Annotated in this window: 16 protein-coding genes; 9 read left to right on the top strand and 7 right to left on the bottom strand. The window is 59.8% G+C overall.

Features of this window, described 5'->3' with window-relative positions; translation table 11 throughout:
• Positions 1-13: 13 nt before the first annotated feature.
• The 5 genes from pyk to gcl all read right to left on the bottom strand — a co-directional run bounded on the left by pyk (position 14) and on the right by gcl (position 6,601).
• Positions 14-1,429, bottom strand: coding sequence for a pyruvate kinase (gene pyk, locus J4D25_RS07185; RefSeq protein WP_057715852.1), 1,416 nt, complete (start codon positions 1,427-1,429; stop codon positions 14-16).
• Positions 1,419-2,699: a glycerate kinase gene (locus J4D25_RS07180; RefSeq protein WP_057715851.1), complete on the bottom strand. Its 1,281-nt coding sequence runs from the start codon at positions 2,697-2,699 to the stop codon at positions 1,419-1,421. Before J4D25_RS07180 ends, pyk begins: the two co-directional genes overlap by 11 nt.
• A gap of 162 nt (positions 2,700-2,861) precedes the next feature.
• Positions 2,862-3,755 (bottom strand): 2-hydroxy-3-oxopropionate reductase, encoded by an 894-nt coding sequence (locus tag J4D25_RS07175; RefSeq protein ID WP_057715850.1) that lies wholly within the window; start codon positions 3,753-3,755, stop codon positions 2,862-2,864.
• A 156-nt stretch (positions 3,756-3,911) separates the two neighbouring features.
• Positions 3,912-4,694: a hydroxypyruvate isomerase gene (gene hyi / locus J4D25_RS07170; RefSeq protein WP_057715849.1), complete on the bottom strand. Its 783-nt coding sequence runs from the start codon at positions 4,692-4,694 to the stop codon at positions 3,912-3,914.
• A 131-nt stretch (positions 4,695-4,825) separates the two neighbouring features.
• Entirely contained in the window at positions 4,826-6,601 is a 1,776-nt protein-coding gene (gene gcl / locus J4D25_RS07165) for a glyoxylate carboligase (protein ID WP_057715848.1), read from the bottom strand.
• 268 nt (positions 6,602-6,869) lie between these two features.
• Here gcl and J4D25_RS07160 point away from each other — a divergent pair, with 268 nt between their 5' ends.
• The 5 genes from J4D25_RS07160 (at position 6,870) to J4D25_RS07140 (ending at position 11,588) form a co-directional block, all read left to right on the top strand.
• Entirely contained in the window at positions 6,870-7,310 is a 441-nt protein-coding gene (locus J4D25_RS07160; RefSeq protein WP_057715847.1) for a heme-binding protein, read from the top strand.
• A 223-nt stretch (positions 7,311-7,533) separates the two neighbouring features.
• Positions 7,534-8,199 (top strand): arylformamidase, encoded by a 666-nt coding sequence (gene kynB, locus J4D25_RS07155; protein ID WP_057715846.1) that lies wholly within the window; start codon positions 7,534-7,536, stop codon positions 8,197-8,199.
• Positions 8,196-9,050 carry a tryptophan 2,3-dioxygenase gene (gene kynA, locus J4D25_RS07150; protein WP_057715845.1) on the top strand — a complete coding sequence of 285 codons (855 nt, stop codon included), beginning with the start codon at positions 8,196-8,198 and terminating at the stop codon, positions 9,048-9,050. The genes kynB and kynA overlap by 4 nt, the downstream gene beginning before the upstream one ends.
• Before the next feature lie 98 nt (positions 9,051-9,148).
• A complete protein-coding gene (locus J4D25_RS07145; protein WP_057715844.1) occupies positions 9,149-10,552 on the top strand; it encodes an amino acid permease in 1,404 nt (467 codons plus the stop codon).
• Positions 10,553-10,574: 22 nt separating this feature from the next.
• Complete coding sequence (locus tag J4D25_RS07140; protein ID WP_057715843.1) at positions 10,575-11,588, top strand: helix-turn-helix domain-containing protein; 1,014 nt, start codon at positions 10,575-10,577, stop codon at positions 11,586-11,588.
• 102 nt (positions 11,589-11,690) lie between these two features.
• Here J4D25_RS07140 and J4D25_RS07135 read toward each other — a convergent pair whose 3' ends face one another.
• Positions 11,691-12,164, bottom strand: coding sequence for an Lrp/AsnC family transcriptional regulator (locus tag J4D25_RS07135; RefSeq protein ID WP_057398413.1), 474 nt, complete (start codon positions 12,162-12,164; stop codon positions 11,691-11,693).
• A gap of 210 nt (positions 12,165-12,374) precedes the next feature.
• On the opposite strand from J4D25_RS07135, the gene kynU reads away from it, so the two are divergent.
• The 3 genes from kynU (at position 12,375) to J4D25_RS07120 (ending at position 16,528) form a co-directional block, all read left to right on the top strand.
• Positions 12,375-13,625, top strand: coding sequence for a kynureninase (gene kynU, locus J4D25_RS07130; protein ID WP_057715842.1), 1,251 nt, complete (start codon positions 12,375-12,377; stop codon positions 13,623-13,625).
• 105 nt (positions 13,626-13,730) lie between these two features.
• The gene (locus J4D25_RS07125) at positions 13,731-15,044 is read left to right on the top strand and encodes an OprD family porin (RefSeq protein WP_057715841.1); all 1,314 of its coding nucleotides are present in this window, start codon (positions 13,731-13,733) and stop codon (positions 15,042-15,044) included.
• A 74-nt stretch (positions 15,045-15,118) separates the two neighbouring features.
• Entirely contained in the window at positions 15,119-16,528 is a 1,410-nt protein-coding gene (locus tag J4D25_RS07120; RefSeq protein ID WP_057715840.1) for an amino acid permease, read from the top strand.
• Positions 16,529-16,599: 71 nt separating this feature from the next.
• Here the strand turns inward: J4D25_RS07120 and J4D25_RS07115 are convergent, their stop codons facing one another.
• Positions 16,600-17,205: a TetR/AcrR family transcriptional regulator gene (locus J4D25_RS07115; protein WP_057715839.1), complete on the bottom strand. Its 606-nt coding sequence runs from the start codon at positions 17,203-17,205 to the stop codon at positions 16,600-16,602.
• 134 nt (positions 17,206-17,339) lie between these two features.
• On the opposite strand from J4D25_RS07115, the gene J4D25_RS07110 reads away from it, so the two are divergent.
• Entirely contained in the window at positions 17,340-18,254 is a 915-nt protein-coding gene (locus J4D25_RS07110) for a DUF808 domain-containing protein (protein WP_057715838.1), read from the top strand.
• The last annotated feature ends 34 nt before the right edge of the window (positions 18,255-18,288 follow it).

Below are 18,288 nucleotides of genomic sequence, written 5' to 3'. Positions count from 1 at the left end.
GCCGGTACAGGCGCTAGATCAATGTCTCGATACGCAGAGAGTTAGTCGACCCCGGCTCGCCAAAGGGCACACCTGCGGTGATCAGCAGTGTGTCGCCACGCTGCGCCATGCCTTGGGCCTGGGCAATTTCCAGTGCCGTCGAGCAGACTTCATCGACCTGACGCAGGCGGTCGTTGACCACCGAGTGCACACCCCACGCCACGCTCAGGCGACGGGCGGTCTGCAGGTTCGGTGTCAGGTTGAGGATCGGCACCGTCGGCCGCTCCCGCGCCGCACGCAGGCTCGACGCACCGGACTCGCTGTAGTTGACCAGCACCGCCACCGGCAGCACGTTGCTGATACGGCGAATGGCGCAGCTGATCGCATCTGAAACAGTCGCCTCGGCTTTCGGCCGGCTGACGTCCAGTTGAGTCTGATAGTCCGGACCGTTTTCCACCTGGCGGATGATCTTGCTCATCATCTGCACGGCTTCGAGCGGGTATTCGCCGGATGCGGTTTCCGCCGACAGCATCACCGCGTCCGCACCTTCGGCCACGGCGTTGGCCACATCGGTGACTTCGGCGCGGGTTGGCGCGGGTGAGAAGCGCATCGACTCCAGCATCTGAGTGGCGACCACCACCGGTTTGCCGAGCTGGCGGCAGGTGCTGATGATGTTCTTCTGGATCTGCGGCACGCTTTCGGCCGGCACTTCCACACCCAGGTCACCCCGGGCGACCATGATCGCGTCGCTCAATTCGGCGATCTCGCGCAGTTGCTCGACGGCCGAGGGCTTCTCGATCTTGGCCATCAGGAAGGCCTTGTCGCCGATCAGGGTACGGGCTTCGCGGATGTCATCGGGACGTTGCACGAACGACAGCGCCACCCAGTCCACACCCAACTCCAGCCCGAAGGTCAAGTCGCGGCGATCCTTGGCGGTCAGCGGGCTCAGGTCGAGCACCGCTTGCGGTACGTTCACGCCTTTGCGGTCCGACAGTTCGCCGCCATTGAGCACGGTGGTGTCGATGGCGTCGGCGTACTTGGTCACCACCCGCAGACGCAACTTGCCATCGTCCAGCAGCAGGTCCATGCCCGGCTCCAGCGCGGCGATGATTTCCGGGTGGGGCAGGTTGACCCGGCGCTCATCGCCCGGCGTGGCATCGAGGTCCAGGCGCAAGGCCTGGCCGCGAACCAGTTGCACCTTGCCTTCGGCGAACTTGCCGACCCGCAGTTTCGGGCCTTGCAGGTCCATCAGGATGCCCAATGGATAATTGAGCTGACGCTCGACTTCACGAATCCACTGGAAACGCTGGGCGTGGTCAGCATGATCGCCATGGCTGAAGTTCAGACGGAAGATGTTGACCCCGGCCAGCACCAGTTCACGGATGGCATCGATGCCGTCGATGGCCGGGCCGAGCGTGGCGAGGATTTTGACCTTTTTATCAGGCGTCATGTTTAGTGCTCTCAAGGATCAGAATGGCGCGGAAGTCGTTGACGTTGGTACGGGTCGGCTCGGTGACTATCAGGGCGTCCAGCGCCTCGAAGTAGCCGTAACCGTTGTTGTTATCCAACTCGTCGCTGGCGCTCAGGCCCTTTGCCGCGGCGCGGGCGTAGCTGTCCGGGGTCATGATCGCGCCGGCGTTGTCTTCGGAACCGTCGATGCCGTCGGTGTCTCCGGCCAGCGCATAGACGCCGGGCAGGCCCTTGAGGCTGTCGGTCAGGCTGAGCAGGAACTCGGCGTTGCGCCCGCCACGGCCATTGCCGCGCACGGTGACGGTGGTTTCACCGCCCGAGAGAATCACGCAGGGCGCCGCCAGCGGCTGACCGTGCAGGACGATCTGCCGTGCGATGCCGGCGTGGACTTTCGCCACCTCACGGGATTCGCCTTCAAGGTCGCCGAGGATCAGCGGACTGAACCCGGCCTGACGGCATTTCACCGCCGCCGCTTCAAGGGATTGCTGCGGGCGGGCGATCAACTGGAAATGACTGCGTGCCAGGCTCGGGTCGCCGGGTTTGACGGTTTCCGATTCGGGGCTTTGCAACCAGGCGCGCACCGAAGCCGGAACCTCGATGGCGTAGCGTTTTAGGATCGCCAGCGCTTCGGCCGACGTGCTCGGGTCGGCCACGGTAGGGCCTGAGGCGATGACCGTGGCGAGGTCGCCCGGCACATCGGAAATCGCATAGGTATAAACCGTGGCAGGCCAGCAGGCTTTGCCCAGACGCCCACCCTTGATCGCCGAGAGGTGCTTGCGCACGCAGTTCATCTCGCCGATGGTGGCGCCGGACTTGAGCAGGGCTTTGTTGATCGACTGCTTGTCGGCCAGGGTGATGCCTTCGGCCGGCAGTGCCAGCAGGGCAGAGCCACCGCCGGAGAGCAGGAAGATCACGCGGTCGGATTCGTTCAGGTCGCTGACCAGTTCCAGCACACGCTTGGCCACCGCCAGACCTGCAGCGTCCGGTACCGGATGTGCGGCTTCGACCACTTCGATTTTTTCGCAAGGTGCGCCGTGACCGTAGCGGGTCACCACCAGGCCGGACACTTCACCCTGCCAGCAGCGCTCGACCACCTGGGCCATGGCGGCTGCGGCTTTGCCAGCACCGATGACGATCACGCGACCGCTGCGGTCGGCAGGCAAATGGGCTTCGAGGACTTGTTGCGGATGCGCCGCATCGATGGCTGTGGCAAACAGCTCGCGCAGCAATTGTTGCGGATCGACCGACATGGCGGGCTCCCGGAATTCTTGTTATTTGAAGGGCAACTCGGGTTCCTGTGGGAGCGAGCTTGCTCGCGATAGCGGTGTGTCAGTCAACATGGATGTTGATAGTCAGGGCCTCATCGCGAGCAAGCTCGCTCCCACAGGTTTGATGCAGTTTCGGGCAGGGGCTTACTTCTTGTCGCGAATCGAGAAGTTCGCCATGTGTTCCAGGCCCTTGATCAGCGCCGAGTGGTCCCAGTTGCTGCCACCGATGGCCGCGCAGGTGCTGAACACTTGCTGGGTGTTGGCGGTGTTCGGCAGGTTGATGTTCAGCTCCTTGGCGCCTTGCAGGGCCAGGTTCAGGTCCTTCTGGTGCAGGCTGATGCGGAAGCCTGGATCGAAGGTGCCCTTGATCATGCGCTCGCCGTGCACTTCGAGGATCTTCGAGGACGCGAAACCGCCCATCAGTGCTTCACGCACCTTGGCCGGATCGGCACCGTTTTTCGAAGCGAACAGCAGGGCTTCGGCCACGGCCTGGATGTTCAGGGCCACGATGATCTGGTTGGCCACCTTGGCGGTTTGACCGTCGCCGTTGCCACCAACCAGGGTGATGTTCTTGCCCATGGCCTGGAACAGTGGCAGGGCGCGCTCGAAGGCGTCGGCATCGCCGCCGACCATGATGCTCAGGGTCGCAGCCTTGGCGCCGACTTCACCGCCGGAGACCGGGGCGTCGAGGTATTGCGCGCCTTTTTCGTTGATCTTTGCTGCGAAAGCCTTGGTGGCGGTCGGCGAGATCGAGCTCATGTCGATCACCACTTTGCCTTTGCCAACACCGGCGGCAACGCCATCAGCGCGGAACAGTACGTCATCGACCTGTGGGGTATCCGGCACCATGACGATGATGAATTCGGCTTCCTGGGCGACTTCCTTCGGGTTCGCCAGGGCAACGGCGCCAGCGGCGACCAGGTCGGCAGGCGCAGGGTCGTGGTGGGCCGACAGGAACAGGCTGTGACCGGCTTTCTGCAGGTTCAACGCCATTGGGTGGCCCATGATGCCGGTGCCGATAAATCCGATTTTAGCCATGAGAAAATCCTCTTGTTTTTATTGCTGCTTCAAGCAAATAGGGGAGTACTGCTCTTTGTGGGAGCGAGCTTGCTCGCGATGGGGCCATAACATTCAGCATCGATGTCGACTGTCCCACCGCTATCGCGAGCAAGCTCGCTCCCACAGGGATCTACATCAGATTGCGTTATGGGTCTTGAGCCAGCCCAAGCCCGCTTCAGTGGTGGTCAGCGGCTTGTATTCGCAACCGACCCAGCCCTGGTAACCGATGCGGTCCAGGTGTTCGAACAGGAAGCGGTAGTTGATTTCACCGGTGCCTGGTTCGTTGCGCCCCGGGTTGTCCGCGAGCTGCACGTGGTTGATCTCGCCCAGGTGCGATTGCAGGGTGCGGGCCAGATCGCCTTCCATGATTTGCATGTGATAGATGTCGTATTGCAGGAACAGGTTGGCACTGCCGACCTGCTCGCGAATCGACAGGGCTTGCGCCGTGTTGTTCAGGTAGAAACCTGGAATGTCACGGGTGTTGATCGCTTCCATCACCAGTTTGATGCCCGCCGCTTGCAGCTTGTCGGCCGCGTACTTGAGGTTGGCGACGAAGGTTTGCTCCACGGTGGCATCGTCAAAGCCCTGCGGACGAATACCGGCCAGGCAGTTGACCTGGGTGTTGCCCAGCACTTGCGCGTAAGCGATGGCCAGGTCGACACCGGCACGGAACTCTTCGACCCGGTCCGGCAGGCAGGCGATACCGCGCTCGCCCTTGGCCCAGTCGCCGGCTGGCAGGTTGAACAGCACTTGGGTCAGACCGTTGGCATCGAGCTGGGCCTTGATTTCGGCGGAGCTGAAGTCGTACGGGAACAGGTATTCGACACCACTGAAGCCGGCTTTGGCGGCCGCTTCGAAACGGGCAAGAAAGTCCTGTTCGGTGAACAGCATGGACAGGTTGGCTGCGAAACGCGGCATGGTGGTCTCCTGTAAATGTGTGTAGGCCCCTTGTAGGAGCGAGCTTGCTCGCGATAGCGGTGTGTCAGTCAACATAGATGTTGAATGTGCCGGACTCATCGCGAGCAAGCTCGCTCCCACAGGGGTGGTGATCAATCAAGCAACGAAATCGCAGTCGGTGCATCGTCGCCGACCAGCGCCAGGTCTTCGAATTCGTTGACGGCGTTGATCTCGGTACCCATGGAAATGTTGGTCACGCGCTCCAGGATGATCTCGACGATCACCGGAACCTTGAACTCTTCGATCAGCTCCTGGGCCTTGCGCAGGGCAGGCTGGATCTGAGCCGGTTCGAACACACGCAGTGCCTTGCAGCCCAGGCCTTCGGCAACTGCGACGTGGTCCACACCGTAGCCGTTGAGTTCCGGCGCGTTCAGGTTGTCGAACGACAGCTGTACGCAGTAATCCATGTCGAAACCGCGCTGCGCCTGACGGATCAGACCCAGGTACGAGTTGTTTACCACCACATGAATGTACGGCAGCTTGAACTGCGCGCCCACTGCCAATTCTTCGATCATGAACTGGAAGTCATAGTCCCCCGACAGGGCCACGACTTTACGGTTCGGATCAGCCTTGACCACGCCCAGTGCTGCCGGAATGGTCCAGCCCAGAGGGCCTGCCTGACCGCAGTTGATCCAGTGACGCGGCTTGTAGACGTGCAGGAACTGCGCGCCGGCAATCTGCGACAGACCTATGGTGCTGACGTAGCAGGTGTCTTTGCCGAACACCTGGTTCATTTCTTCGTAAACGCGTTGCGGCTTGACCGGCACGTTGTCGAAGTGAGTCTTGCGCTGCAGGCTGGCTTTACGCTGCTGGCAGTCTTGCAACCAGGCGCTGCGGTTCTTCAGCTTGCCGGCGGCTTGCCATTCGCGAGCGACTTCGATGAACACGGTCAGCGCGGCGGCAGCGTCGGAAACGATGCCCAGGTCCGGGGTGAACACGCGGCCGATCTGGGTCGGTTCGATATCAACGTGAATGAACTTGCGGCCTTCGGTGTACACGTCAACGGAACCGGTGTGACGGTTGGCCCAGCGGTTGCCTACGCCCAGAACCACGTCGGACTTGAGCATGGTGGCGTTGCCGTAGCGGTGCGAGGTCTGCAAGCCAACCATGCCCACCATCAACGGGTGATCGTCCGGGATGGCGCCCCAGCCCATCAGGGTCGGGATCACTGGAATACCGGTCAGTTCGGCGAACTCCACCAGCAGGTCGGCGGCGTCGGCGTTGATGATACCGCCACCGGCCACCAGCAATGGGCGCTCGGCCTGATCCAGCATGGCCAGGGCTTTTTCCACCTGGACGCGGGTAGCGCTCGGCTTGGCCAATGGCAGTGGCTGGTAGGCGTCGATGTCGAATTCGATTTCGGCCATCTGCACGTCGAACGGCAGGTCGATCAGCACCGGGCCCGGACGGCCGGAGCGCATTTCATAGAAAGCTTTCTGGAACGCGTAAGGCACCTGGCCCGGTTCCATGACGGTGGTCGACCACTTGGTGACTGGCTTGACGATGGTGGTGATATCGACAGCCTGGAAGTCTTCCTTGTGCATACGGGCGCGGGGTGCCTGGCCTGTGATGCAGAGGATTGGAATCGAGTCGGCCGAGGCGCTGTAGAGCCCGGTGACCATGTCGGTACCGGCAGGGCCGGAAGTGCCGATGCACACGCCGATGTTGCCGGCCTTGGTGCGGGTGTAGCCCTCGGCCATGTGCGAGGCGCCTTCAACGTGGCGAGCGAGTACGTGATCGATGCCGCCGACCTTTTGCAGGGCGGAGTACAGCGGGTTGATGGCGGCACCCGGGATGCCAAAAGCGGTATCGACCCCTTCGCGGCGCATCACCAGAACGGCGGCTTCGATTGCTCTCATTTTGCTCATGGTTTTGTGCCTCTTTACGTTTTGTAATTGTATACAAGTGGCTTTGCGCAGAGTGTATTCACGGCGGACGGCGCAGGTCAATCCATTTTCTCAAGCGCTTGTTTCATTCGTCGGAAGCCGGTTCTGCTGTGGCTTTTCGTCGCATGTGGCGCCTTTCGATGATTATTGTATACAAAAAAATAATTCATTGTGTTCTATTTGTTGCATCGGGCTGCGGCACAACGGCGCAGTCCACCGACTTTCCGAAAAACAAAATGAGGACGGCACCATGAGCGCTTTAACCTTGAAAGTCGCAGTCAACCTGGTCAACGAGGCCATCACCGCCGGGCGTGCAATCGCTGCGGCACCCTTGACCATCGCAGTACTGGATGCCGGCGGGCATCTGATCACCCTGCAACGCGAAGACGGCGCCAGCCTGCTGCGCCCGCACGTCGCCATCGGCAAAGCCTGGGGCGCCATCGCGCTGGGCAAGGGCTCACGCCTGCTGGCACAGGACGCGCAACAACGCCCGGCGTTCTTCGCCGCGCTCAATAGCCTGGGGCAGGGCAGCGTCGTCCCGGTGCCGGGCGGCGTGCTGGTTCGGGATCAGGACGGGACTGTGCTGGGGGCGGTGGGCATCAGCGGGGATCTGTCAGATGTTGACGAACAATGTGCGATCCGCGCGATCGAGGGGCAGGGGCTGAGGGCGGATGCGGGGGTGGCTGGTTGATCTTCGGCGTCTGATTTACCGCTTTCGCGGGCTTGCTCGCGAAAGCGCCTTACGGATGAAAACAGCTTTCTAGCTGTCTGCTTTTTTCGTTGAGATTTCCATCCGGTAAATTCCGTTTTTTTAGAATTTTGTGCGAAACATTTGGGCGTTACCGAAGATTTTCGCAAGAAAATTCACAGGTATCACTCGTATCATTCTCTCGGAACAGTCCGAGAGCTTTGCAATGAAAACAACACTGTCGTGGTGGGATATCAGCCCGCCGTTGAGCACCACTACACCTACCTGGCCGGGTGACACACCTTTTCAGGAAGAGCGCGTGTGGAGCTTCGGACCAGAGTGTCCGGTGAATGTCGGGCGTATCACCCTGTCGCCTCATACGGGTGCCCATGTCGACGCGCCACTGCATTACAGCGCTGATGGCGCGGCCATTGGCGATGTGTCGCTCGATGTCTATATGGGGCCTTGCCGTGTGCTGCATTGCCTGAACAGCGGCCGGCTGGTGCACCCCGAACAGCTTGAAGGTCGCTTGCAAGACCTGCCTGAACGGGTGCTGCTGCGCACCTGGCGACAAGCGCCGTTGAGCGCCTGGGATCCTGATTTCTCCGCAGTCGCCAAAGAAACCGTCGACCTGCTGGCGAGCCTCGGTGTGCGCTTGATCGGTATCGATACGCCGTCGCTGGACCCTCAGCAATCCAAAACCATGGATTCGCACAATGCCGTGGCCCGACATGGCATGGCTATCCTCGAGGGCATCGTGCTCGATGACGTCCCGGAAGGGGACTATGAATTGATCGCGCTGCCGCTGCGTTTTGCCCATCTGGACGCCAGTCCGGTCAGGGCAATTTTGCGTCCACTGAACAAACCGCAACTTGAGGAACCGACTCAATGAGCCAATGCCCCTATTCACCTGCAAACCAGACGGAAGAATGGCATAACGCCGAGCTGAATTTTTCCGACTCCATGAGCTACGGCGACTACCTGGATCTGGGGCGCATTCTCAGCGCACAGCACCCTTTGTCTCCGGACCATAACGAGATGCTGTTCATCATCCAGCATCAGACCTCGGAGCTGTGGATGAAACTGATGCTGCACGAGCTCAACGCCGCCCGTGAGCACGTTCGACTGGGAGAGTTGCCGCCCGCATTCAAGATGCTGGCGCGGGTCTCGCGGATTTTTGATCAGCTGGTGCATGCCTGGACGGTGCTGGCCACCATGACTCCCACCGAGTACCACGCGATACGGCCCTTTCTGGGGCAGTCATCGGGCTTTCAGTCGTTCCAGTACCGCGAGATCGAATTCATTCTGGGCAACAAAAGCGCGACCCTGTTGCGCCCCCATGCGCATCGGCCGGAACTGTTGCAGGCGCTTGAAAAGGCGATCGCCACACCGTCGCTGTATGACGAGGCGATTCGCTTGATGGCCAGCGCTGGCTTGACCATCGACCCACAGCGTTTCGAGCGTGATCCGACCAGTCCGACGGCGCATGACGCGTCGGTCGAAGCTGCGTGGCGCGTGGTCTACACGGACCCTTCGCGTTATTGGGATCTCTATCAGTTGGCGGAGAAACTCATCGACCTTGAGGATTCGTTCCGGCAATGGCGCTTCCGGCATGTGACCACGGTCGAGCGGATCATCGGCTTCCAACCAGGGACCGGTGGCACAGAAGGTGTCGGTTATCTGCGCAAGATGCTCGATACCGTGCTGTTCCCGGAGTTGTGGCGAGTGCGCTCAACGCTCTGATTTACCGAGAGTCATGTCTGAACGCTTAAACCGGGCGGCAATTGAAAAAATTGACGCATTCAAACCATGCCTGACCATAACAATTAGAAGGTAACCAGATGGCGGATGAAATCTTGCGACAAGGCGAACTCAAGCGAGGGCTGAAAAATCGTCATATTCAGCTGATCGCATTGGGCGGCGCGATAGGTACCGGGTTGTTTCTCGGCTCTGCCGGCGTGCTCAAGTCGGCCGGGCCGTCGATGATCCTCGGCTATGCGATTGCCGGATTCATCGCCTTTCTGATCATGCGCCAGCTGGGCGAGATGATTGTCGAGGAACCGGTGGCCGGCTCCTTCAGTCATTTTGCCCACAAGTACTGGGGCGGCTATGCCGGCTTTCTGTCCGGCTGGAACTACTGGGTGCTGTATGTGCTGGTGGGCATGGCCGAGTTGACGGCCGTCGGCAAGTACGTGCAGTTCTGGTGGCCGGAAGTCCCCTCCTGGGTCAGCGCGGCGGTGTTCTTCGTCCTGGTCAATTTGATCAATATGATGAACGTCAAAGTCTTCGGTGAGATGGAATTCTGGTTCGCAATCATCAAGGTCGTAGCGATCATTGGCATGATCGCCCTGGGCTGCTACATGCTGTTCAGCGGAACGGGCGGCCCGCAGGCCTCGGTCAGCAATCTGTGGGACCACGGCGGGTTCTTCCCAAACGGCTACAGCGGTCTGCTGATGGCGATGGCGTTCATCATGTTCTCCTTCGGCGGCCTGGAGCTGGTCGGCATCACCGCCGCTGAAGCCAGCGAGCCGGGAAAGGTGATTCCCAAGGCGATCAACCAGGTGGTTTATCGCGTGCTGATCTTCTACGTCGGCGCGCTCACCGTGCTGCTGTCGTTGTATCCGTGGGACCAACTGCTACAGACACTCGGCGCTTCGGGCGATGCCTATGGCGGCAGCCCGTTCGTGCAGATCTTCTCCTTGATCGGCAGCGACACAGCAGCGCACATCCTCAATTTCGTGGTGCTCACCGCTGCGCTCTCTGTCTATAACAGTGGCGTCTACTGCAACAGCCGCATGCTCTATGGCCTGGCCGAACAGGGCGACGCACCCAAGGCGCTGATGAAACTGAACAAGCAGGGCGTGCCTCTGCTGGCGCTGGGCGTATCGGCGTTGATCACCCTGCTGTCCGTGCTGGTCAACTACCTCGCCCCGCATGAAGCGCTTGAGTTGCTCTTTGCACTGGTGGTCGCATCGCTGATGATCAACTGGGCGATGATCAGCCTGACGCACCTGAAGTTTCGCAAAATCATGAGCCAGCAAGGCATCGTTCCGGGCTTCAAGTCGTTCTGGTTTCCCTTCAGCAACTACCTGTGCCTGGCCTTCATGGTCATGATCGTCTGCGTCATGCTGATGATTCCAGGTATACGCGCTTCAGTCTTCGCCATACCGGTGTGGGTGTTGATCATCTTCGGCTTTTACCGGATGCGTATGGCCAAGGATCGGGCCTTGCCGGTGGTTCAATAGCCTTTGCCGTGGGGGCGCCGTGATGAGTAGCAACGTTGATCCGCAGTTTCGCGACATTCGTATCGATCACTATGACCTCGAGGGCGCGAGGAACTGGATGTCTGGTATCTGCGGGCCGCACCGCCTTCAGACTTCGACGCCCGAGCGGATCCGCTTTCATCACAGCGCCAATGTGTTCAAGTCGATGGCCACGACCCTGGGCACTCTCTCATACGGTACCGACGTCACCATCGATATCGAAGACGCCGAGCACTTCAGCAGTTACAGCCTGAGTTTGCCTTTGGTGGGCGAGCAGGAACTGAGCAAGAACGGCAGCGTGTTGAAATCCAACCGCGATCAAGGGGTGATCATTTCCCCGAATGAGAACCAGATGCTGGCGATCTCCGGGGACTGTCGCAAAGTTCAGGTGGTGATCACCCGCGTCGCCATGAGCGAGTCGCTGGAAGGCATGCTGCAGCGACCGTTGGATACGCCGCTGTGTTTCGAGCCGGTGATGGATGCGGTGGACGGCGCGTCGGCCTCGTGGTGGCGCATGGCGCGTTATTTCATCGAGGAGCTGGAACGCAGCAGTGAACTGTACGAACAGGTGGCCTTCACTCGGGACATCGAAAGCTCATTGATCAAAGGCTTGATCCTCGCCCAGCCGAACAACTACTCCGAAGAATTGCGCAACGTGCTCGGCGTGAAACTTCCGCACTACTTGATCAGGGCCAAGCAATACATTCACGACAATGCTCGCGAAGCCTTGCACCTGGAGGACATCGAGGTCGCGGCCGGGGTCTCGCGTTTCAAGCTGTTCGAGGCGTTCAAGAAGTACTTCGCCCTGTCGCCGATGGCCTACCTGAAAAAGTACCGGTTGAACGCTGTGCGCCAGGAAATCCTCGAACACGGCTCGTCGCGTAATATTTCCGCGATCGCCATGGGCTGGGGCTTTACGCATCTCGGACGTTTTTGCGCCGAATACCGCAAGTTGTTTGACGAGTCCCCCAGCATGACCTTGCAGCGTAACGAAGCCCGGCGCATGCGCGGGGCCTGAGTATTCCGCCGCCCAGAATTTCAGGACCGCTTCGTGCACCGGCGGGAGCAAGCGCCCTCGCCACAATTCATCACCTGACCATCGATATCCATTAACTGGCGCTCACTTACGCACTACCAAATCAAGCAACGTCTCCTGCTCCTTGATTTTCTGCAACACGATTTCCGAGCGGATATCAGTCACCCCCGCCGTGCGGTTCAGTTGGTTGACGATGAAGTCGGAGAAGTGTTTGATGTTGCGCGCCTGGACCCGCAGCACATAGTTGCTCGCCCCGGTAATCACGTAGGCGGTGACCACCTCCGGCCACAACTGGACCTTCTTGATGAAGGTCTCGTGCCAATCCTCGACGTCCTGTCGCAATGACACATGGACGATGGCTTCCAGTTCGACTCCCAACTTTTCGGCGTTCAGCATCGCGCGATAGCCGGTGATGATTCCTTCACTTTCCAGCAAGCGTAAACGGCGCAAACAGGCCGACGGCGACAGTGCGACCTTCTCTGCCATTTCGTGATTGCTGATGCGGCCGTCCCGTTGCAAGAGATGCAGGATCCGCAGGTCTGTCGAGTCGAGAGTCATGGCTAGAATAAATCCGCGATATTTGGAGTTGGATTCGAATTTTCTTCGAGATAAATACAAGATGGCCGCTTACTTTGCACGAAAATTCTCTAAAGCTTCGTTCATTATTTCCTCATCGTGAAGGCGCAAACAACGCTTGAAACACGACACTCACACCCGACTATCGCGATTTGCCCGGACGGCACTTCTTTCAAAAAAGCAGGACACCCAATGACTACAAGAAACGATTGTCTGGCGCTTGATGCGCAGGACGCTCTGGCCCCTCTGCGTCAGCAGTTTGCGCTCCCTGAAGGGGTGATCTATCTCGACGGCAACTCCCTGGGCGCGCGCCCGGTCGCAGCACTGGCGCGTGCTCAGGCAGTGATCGCCGAGGAATGGGGCAATGGCCTGATCCGCAGTTGGAACAGCGCTGGCTGGCGCGACCTGCCTGAACGTCTGGGCAATCGACTGGGAGGGCTGATTGGCGCCGGTGACGGCGAAGTGGTGGTGACCGACACCACCTCGATCAACCTGTTCAAGGTGCTCAGCGCCGCCCTGCGCGTGCAGGCCACGCGGGCGCCGACGCGGCGGGTGATCGTCACCGAGACCGGCAACTTCCCGACTGACCTGTATATCGCCGAAGGTCTGGCGGACATGCTGCAGCAGGGCTACACCCTGCGTCTGGTCGACAGCCCGCAAGAGCTGCCGCAAGCGATTGACCAGGACACTGCGGTGGTCATGCTCACCCACGTCAACTACAAGACCGGCTACATGCACGACATGCAGGCCCTGACCACGCTGACCCATGAGTGTGGCGCGCTGGCCATCTGGGACCTGGCGCATTCCGCCGGGGCGGTGCCGGTCGATCTGCATCAGGCGCGCGCCGACTACGCCATCGGTTGCACCTACAAGTACCTCAATGGCGGTCCGGGCTCGCAAGCTTTCGTCTGGGTTTCCCCTGAGCTGTGCGATCTGGTGGCGCAACCGCTGTCCGGCTGGTTCGGTCATTCGCGGCAGTTCGCCATGGAGTCGCATTACCAGCCGAGCAGCGGAATCGCCCGCTATTTGTGCGGCACCCAGCCCATCACTTCATTGGCGATGGTCGAGTGTGGTCTGGATGTTTTCGCCCAGACCGACATGGCCAGCCTGCGCAGCAAGTCCTTGGCCCTGACGGACCTGTTCATCCAGTTGGTCGAGCAGCGCTGCGCCGCTCACGAACTGACCTTGGTCACTCCACGCGAACACGCCAAACGTGGCAGCCATGTCAGCTTCGAACATCCTCAAGGTTATGCGGTGATCCAGGCCTTGATCGCCCGTGGCGTGATCGGCGATTACCGCGAGCCGCGGATCATGCGGTTCGGCTTCACCCCGCTGTACACCAGCTTCACCGAGGTCTGGGATGCGGTGCAGATCCTCGGCGACATACTCGATCAGAAAACCTGGTCGCAAGAGCAATTCCAGATCCGCCACAGCGTCACCTGATACCCCCGAAGCCTTTGTCTTGCTGCCGCGAATTTCCCGGCAGCAGGGCTTCGGTCGCCTCCGATAAGCAGTTCTGTGAAAACACAATAATAAGGAGCACGCAGAATGAAACCGTCCCTTTGGCCCGCCTTGCCGCTCGCCATTACCAGCTGTCTCGGCCAAGTGGCCTATGCCGCACCCGACAATGGATTCGTTGAAGACAGCAGCCTGACCCTGACCAATCGCAATTTCTATTTTTACCGAAACAACCTTAACAACCCCGGCGGTCAGAACTATCGGGAGGAGTGGGCCCACGGGCTCATGCTCGATTACCGTTCCGGCTATACCCAGGGCACTGTGGGCTTCGGAGTCGACGCCTACGCGCAGTTGGGGCTCAAGCTCGACAGCGGCAGGGGCCGTACCGGCACCGGTTTATTGCCGGTCGATTCCAATGGACGCGCCGAGGATGAGTATTCCGAAGCGGGTGGTGCACTCAAGGCGCGGATCTCGAAGACCGAACTCAAATACGGCAACCTGACACCGCTCAACCCGGTGTTCGGCACCGGCTCGGCGCGCCTGTTCACCACCTACGCCAATGGTTTCCAGCTGACCAGCAGCGAGTTGAAAGGACTGCAACTCGATGCCGGGCACTTCACCTCGGGCAATGACAGTGCGTCGACCAACGACGATGGCGCCCTCAAGGCGCTGTATGCCGGGGTGGAAACCCGTAGTGTCGATTATCTGGGCGGCAGCTATGCCCTGAACGATCAGTTGAGCGTCAGCCTGTACGGTTCGCAGTTCGCTGATATCTGGCGGCAGTATTACGCCAATGCCAACTACAGCTATGCCCTGAGCGAAAACCAGTCGCTGAACCTGGATTTCAACCTCTATCGCACCAACGACTCTGGCCAGAGCCTGGCCGGCAAGATCGACAACACTACCTGGTCGCTGGCCGCCGCTTACAAGGTGGGTGCGCACCGCGTGACCCTGGCCTACCAACGGGTCGATGGCGATGAGCCGTTCGATTATCTCGGCTTCGATCAACAGCCGGGCACCTCGATATTCCTTGCCAACTCGGTACAGATCCTCGACTTCAACGCGCCCAATGAACGTTCCTGGCAGCTGCGTTATGACCTGGACATGGCGCCTTTCGGCGTGCCGGGCCTGAGTTTCATGTCGCGCTATGTGAGCGGTGACCATATCGACGACAGCCACTACGACGGCGGCCCCAATGGTGCCTATGGACGTTACGGCAGCGATGGCAAGCGCTGGGAGCGCGACCTTGAAGCGCGCTACGTGGTGCAGGAGGGCAAGGCCAGGGACCTGTCGATACGTGTGCGTCAGGCCAGTATACGTTCCACCGGCCAGGTCGCCCGGGCGGACACCACCGACAACAATGAAGTCCGGGTGATCGTCGAGTATCCGCTGAATATCTTCTGATTCGTGGCTGATCCCCAACGGCAATCCCAACGACTTGCTCTCTTCAAGAAAGACAATATTCAGAGGACAGATAAATGACCGATAACACCGGTTTTGAAAACATCTCCAAGCGTGAGCAGGGCCTCAGGCGCCAGCTCACCTCGGGTCAGATGAGCATGATCGCCATTGGCGGCGCGATTGGCACCGGGCTGTTCATGGGCAGTGCCTACGCCATCGGTTATGCCGGGCCGAGCGTGCTGCTCAGCTACGCCATTGGCGCGATCATCACCCTGCTGTTGATGGGCTGTCTGGCGGAAATGACCGTGGCCCATTCGACCTCAGGCTCGTTCGGTGCCTATGCCGAATTCTATGTCAGCCCATTGGCCGGGTTCCTGGTGCGCTATGCCTATTGGGCGGCGATTGTGCTGGCAGTGGGCACGGAAGTGACGGCGGTGGCGATGTACATGAAGTACTGGTTCGCCAACGTGCCTGAATGGATCTGGATTGTTTCGTTCTCGAGCATGCTGATCGTGCTCAATGCCATCAGCGTGAAAACCTTCGGCACCTTCGAGTACTGGTTCTCGACCATCAAGATCGGTGCGATTGTCGGCTTCATCATCCTCGCGGTGTATGTGGTGTACGGTTCCGGCAACCCGGATTACGGCATGCACAACTACACGGCCCACGGCGGCTTCTTTCCCAATGGTCTGCAAGGCATGTGGATTGCGGTGATCGTCTCGATCTTCAGCTATCTGAGCGTGGAAATGATCGCGGTGGCCGCCGGTGAGGCGCAGGACCCGGAGCGGGCGGTGAAGAAGGCCTTTCGCGCGACAATCGTACGGCTGGTGGTGTTCTACCTGCTGACCCTGGCCCTGATGCTGGCGATTGTGCCGTGGGTCCAGGCCGGTCAAGCGCAGAGCCCGTTCGTCACCGTCATGCAGACCATTGGTATTCCCGGCGCAACCGGCGTGATGAACTTCGTGATCCTGATTGCGGCGTTGTCGGCGATGAACAGTCAGCTCTACATCACCACCCGCATGATGTTCAGCCTGTCCCGCGGCGGTTATGCACCCAAGTCCATGGGGGTGTTGAGCAAGACCGGAATCCCGCTGAATGCCTTGTTGCTGTCGAGCTCCGGCATTGCCCTGGCGACCTTGCTCAACGTGTTGTACCCGGAAAGCTCCTTCACCTTGATGATGGCGATCTCGATGTTCGGCGCGATCTTCACCTGGTTCATGATCTTCCTGACCCATTACTGCTTCCGTCGCTACCACGAGCGCAACGGCGAACGGAAACTGTCCTTCCGCATGCGCCTGTTCCCGTACACCACGCTGTTGGGGCTGCTGCTGATGGGCGCGGTGATGATCACCACCTACTTCACCGATGCATTCAAAATGACCTTGGTATTCGGTGTGCCTTTCCTGCTGATCCTCACGGTTGTCTACTGGATCTTCTTCAGAAAACCCAAGGCAGCCGTGGCGTTGAATCCGCTGCCGAAGGTTTAGAGGGCGCAAACATGCAATCCCGACCGGCAGTTTTCATGGACTGCCGAGTCGGCATTGATCCTGGGCCGCTATCAGTCCGGCTCACACCCTTTGAGCACCAACCGGATAATCGTCTGCGCCGCCGCTTCATAGTCCACGTCATCCAGCTTGGTCTTGCCGGTGATGGCGGTGATTTGCCAGTCGAAGTCGGCGTAGGTCTGGGTCGCGGCCCAGATGCTGAACATCAGGTGGTTGGGATCGATGGGGGCGATTTGCCCGCGGTCGATCCAGGTCTGGATGCACTCGATGTTGTGTTTCGCTTGGCCATTGAGCTGCTCGACCAGATCGCTGCTCAGGTGGGGGGCGCCGTGCATGATTTCGCTGGCGAACACTTTGGAGGCGAAAGGCAGGTCGCGGGAGATGCGGATTTTCGAGCGAATGTAGCCGCTGAGCACTTCACCGGGCTCGCCGTCCGGATTGAACGGTGTCGAGGCCTGCAGGATGGGCTCGATGATGCTTTCCAGAACCTCGCGGTAGAGGTTTTCCTTGGACTTGAAGTAGTAGTAGACGTTGGGCTTTGGCAATCCCGCCTTGGCTGCGATGTCGCTGGTTTTGGTCGCAGCGAAGCCTTTGTCGGCGAATTCCTCACTGGCGGCACGCAGGATCAGTTGTTTGTTGCGCTCGCGGATAGTGCTCATAAACCGGGTGATTCCTTGCCTGTTCTGGCGGTTGCGCATGGTATCACCGGCCTCGCGCGGCGCTCAAGAATGCACCGTAGGCTCTTATGTCGCGCTATGCTGCTGCGCATTCATTGCAGAAGGAAACCTGATTCATGGCAGGAAGCAGTTTGCTGGTGCTGATCGACGACATCGCGACCGTGCTGGATGACGTGTCCTTGATGACCCAAATGGCCGCCAAGAAAACGGCCGGCGTACTCGGTGACGACCTGGCGCTCAACGCTCAGCAAGTCAGTGGCGTGCGTGCCGAACGGGAAATCCCGGTGGTCTGGGCGGTCGCCAAGGGTTCGTTCATCAATAAACTGATCCTGGTGCCGTCGGCGCTGGCGATCAGTGCGTTCATTCCGTGGCTGGTCACACCGCTGTTGATGGTCGGCGGTGCCTATCTGTGCTTTGAAGGGTTTGAGAAGCTCGCCCACAAGTTCCTGCACAGCAAGGCTGAAGATCAGGCTGAACATGCCGAATTGGTCGAAGCTGTGGCAGACCCGGCGGTGGATCTGGTGGCGTTTGAAAAGGACAAGATCAAGGGCGCGATCCGTACCGACTTCATTCTCTCGGCCGAAATCATCGCCATCACCCTCGGCGTCGTCGCCGAGTCGGCGCTGACCCAGCAAGTCGTCGTGCTGTCGGGGATCGCCATCGTCATGACTGTCGGTGTCTACGGGTTGGTAGCGGGTATCGTCAAACTCGATGATCTGGGGCTATGGCTGACCCAGAAGCCTGGTCAGATGGCCAAGAGCATCGGTGGCGGGATTTTGCGTGCGGCTCCGTACATGATGAAAAGCCTGTCGGTGATCGGCACCGCGGCGATGTTCCTGGTCGGCGGCGGCATCCTGACCCACGGCGTGCCGGTGGTGCATCACTGGATCGAAAGTGTCAGCGCGGGGGCGGGTGGTGCCGGGTTTATCGTACCGACGTTGCTCAATGGAGTAGCGGGGATTGTGGCGGGGGCGGTGGTGTTGGTTGGGGTGATGGCTGCCGGCAAGATCTGGAAAGTCCTGAAAGGCTGAAGCGCGAATAGAGGATTTATCTGCAGTACATAAC

This window comes from Pseudomonas sp. GW456-L13, from assembly GCF_017350115.1.
GTDB classification, from domain to species: domain Bacteria; phylum Pseudomonadota; class Gammaproteobacteria; order Pseudomonadales; family Pseudomonadaceae; genus Aquipseudomonas; species Aquipseudomonas jessenii.
This window is presented reverse-complemented; position numbering and strand designations above follow the sequence as displayed.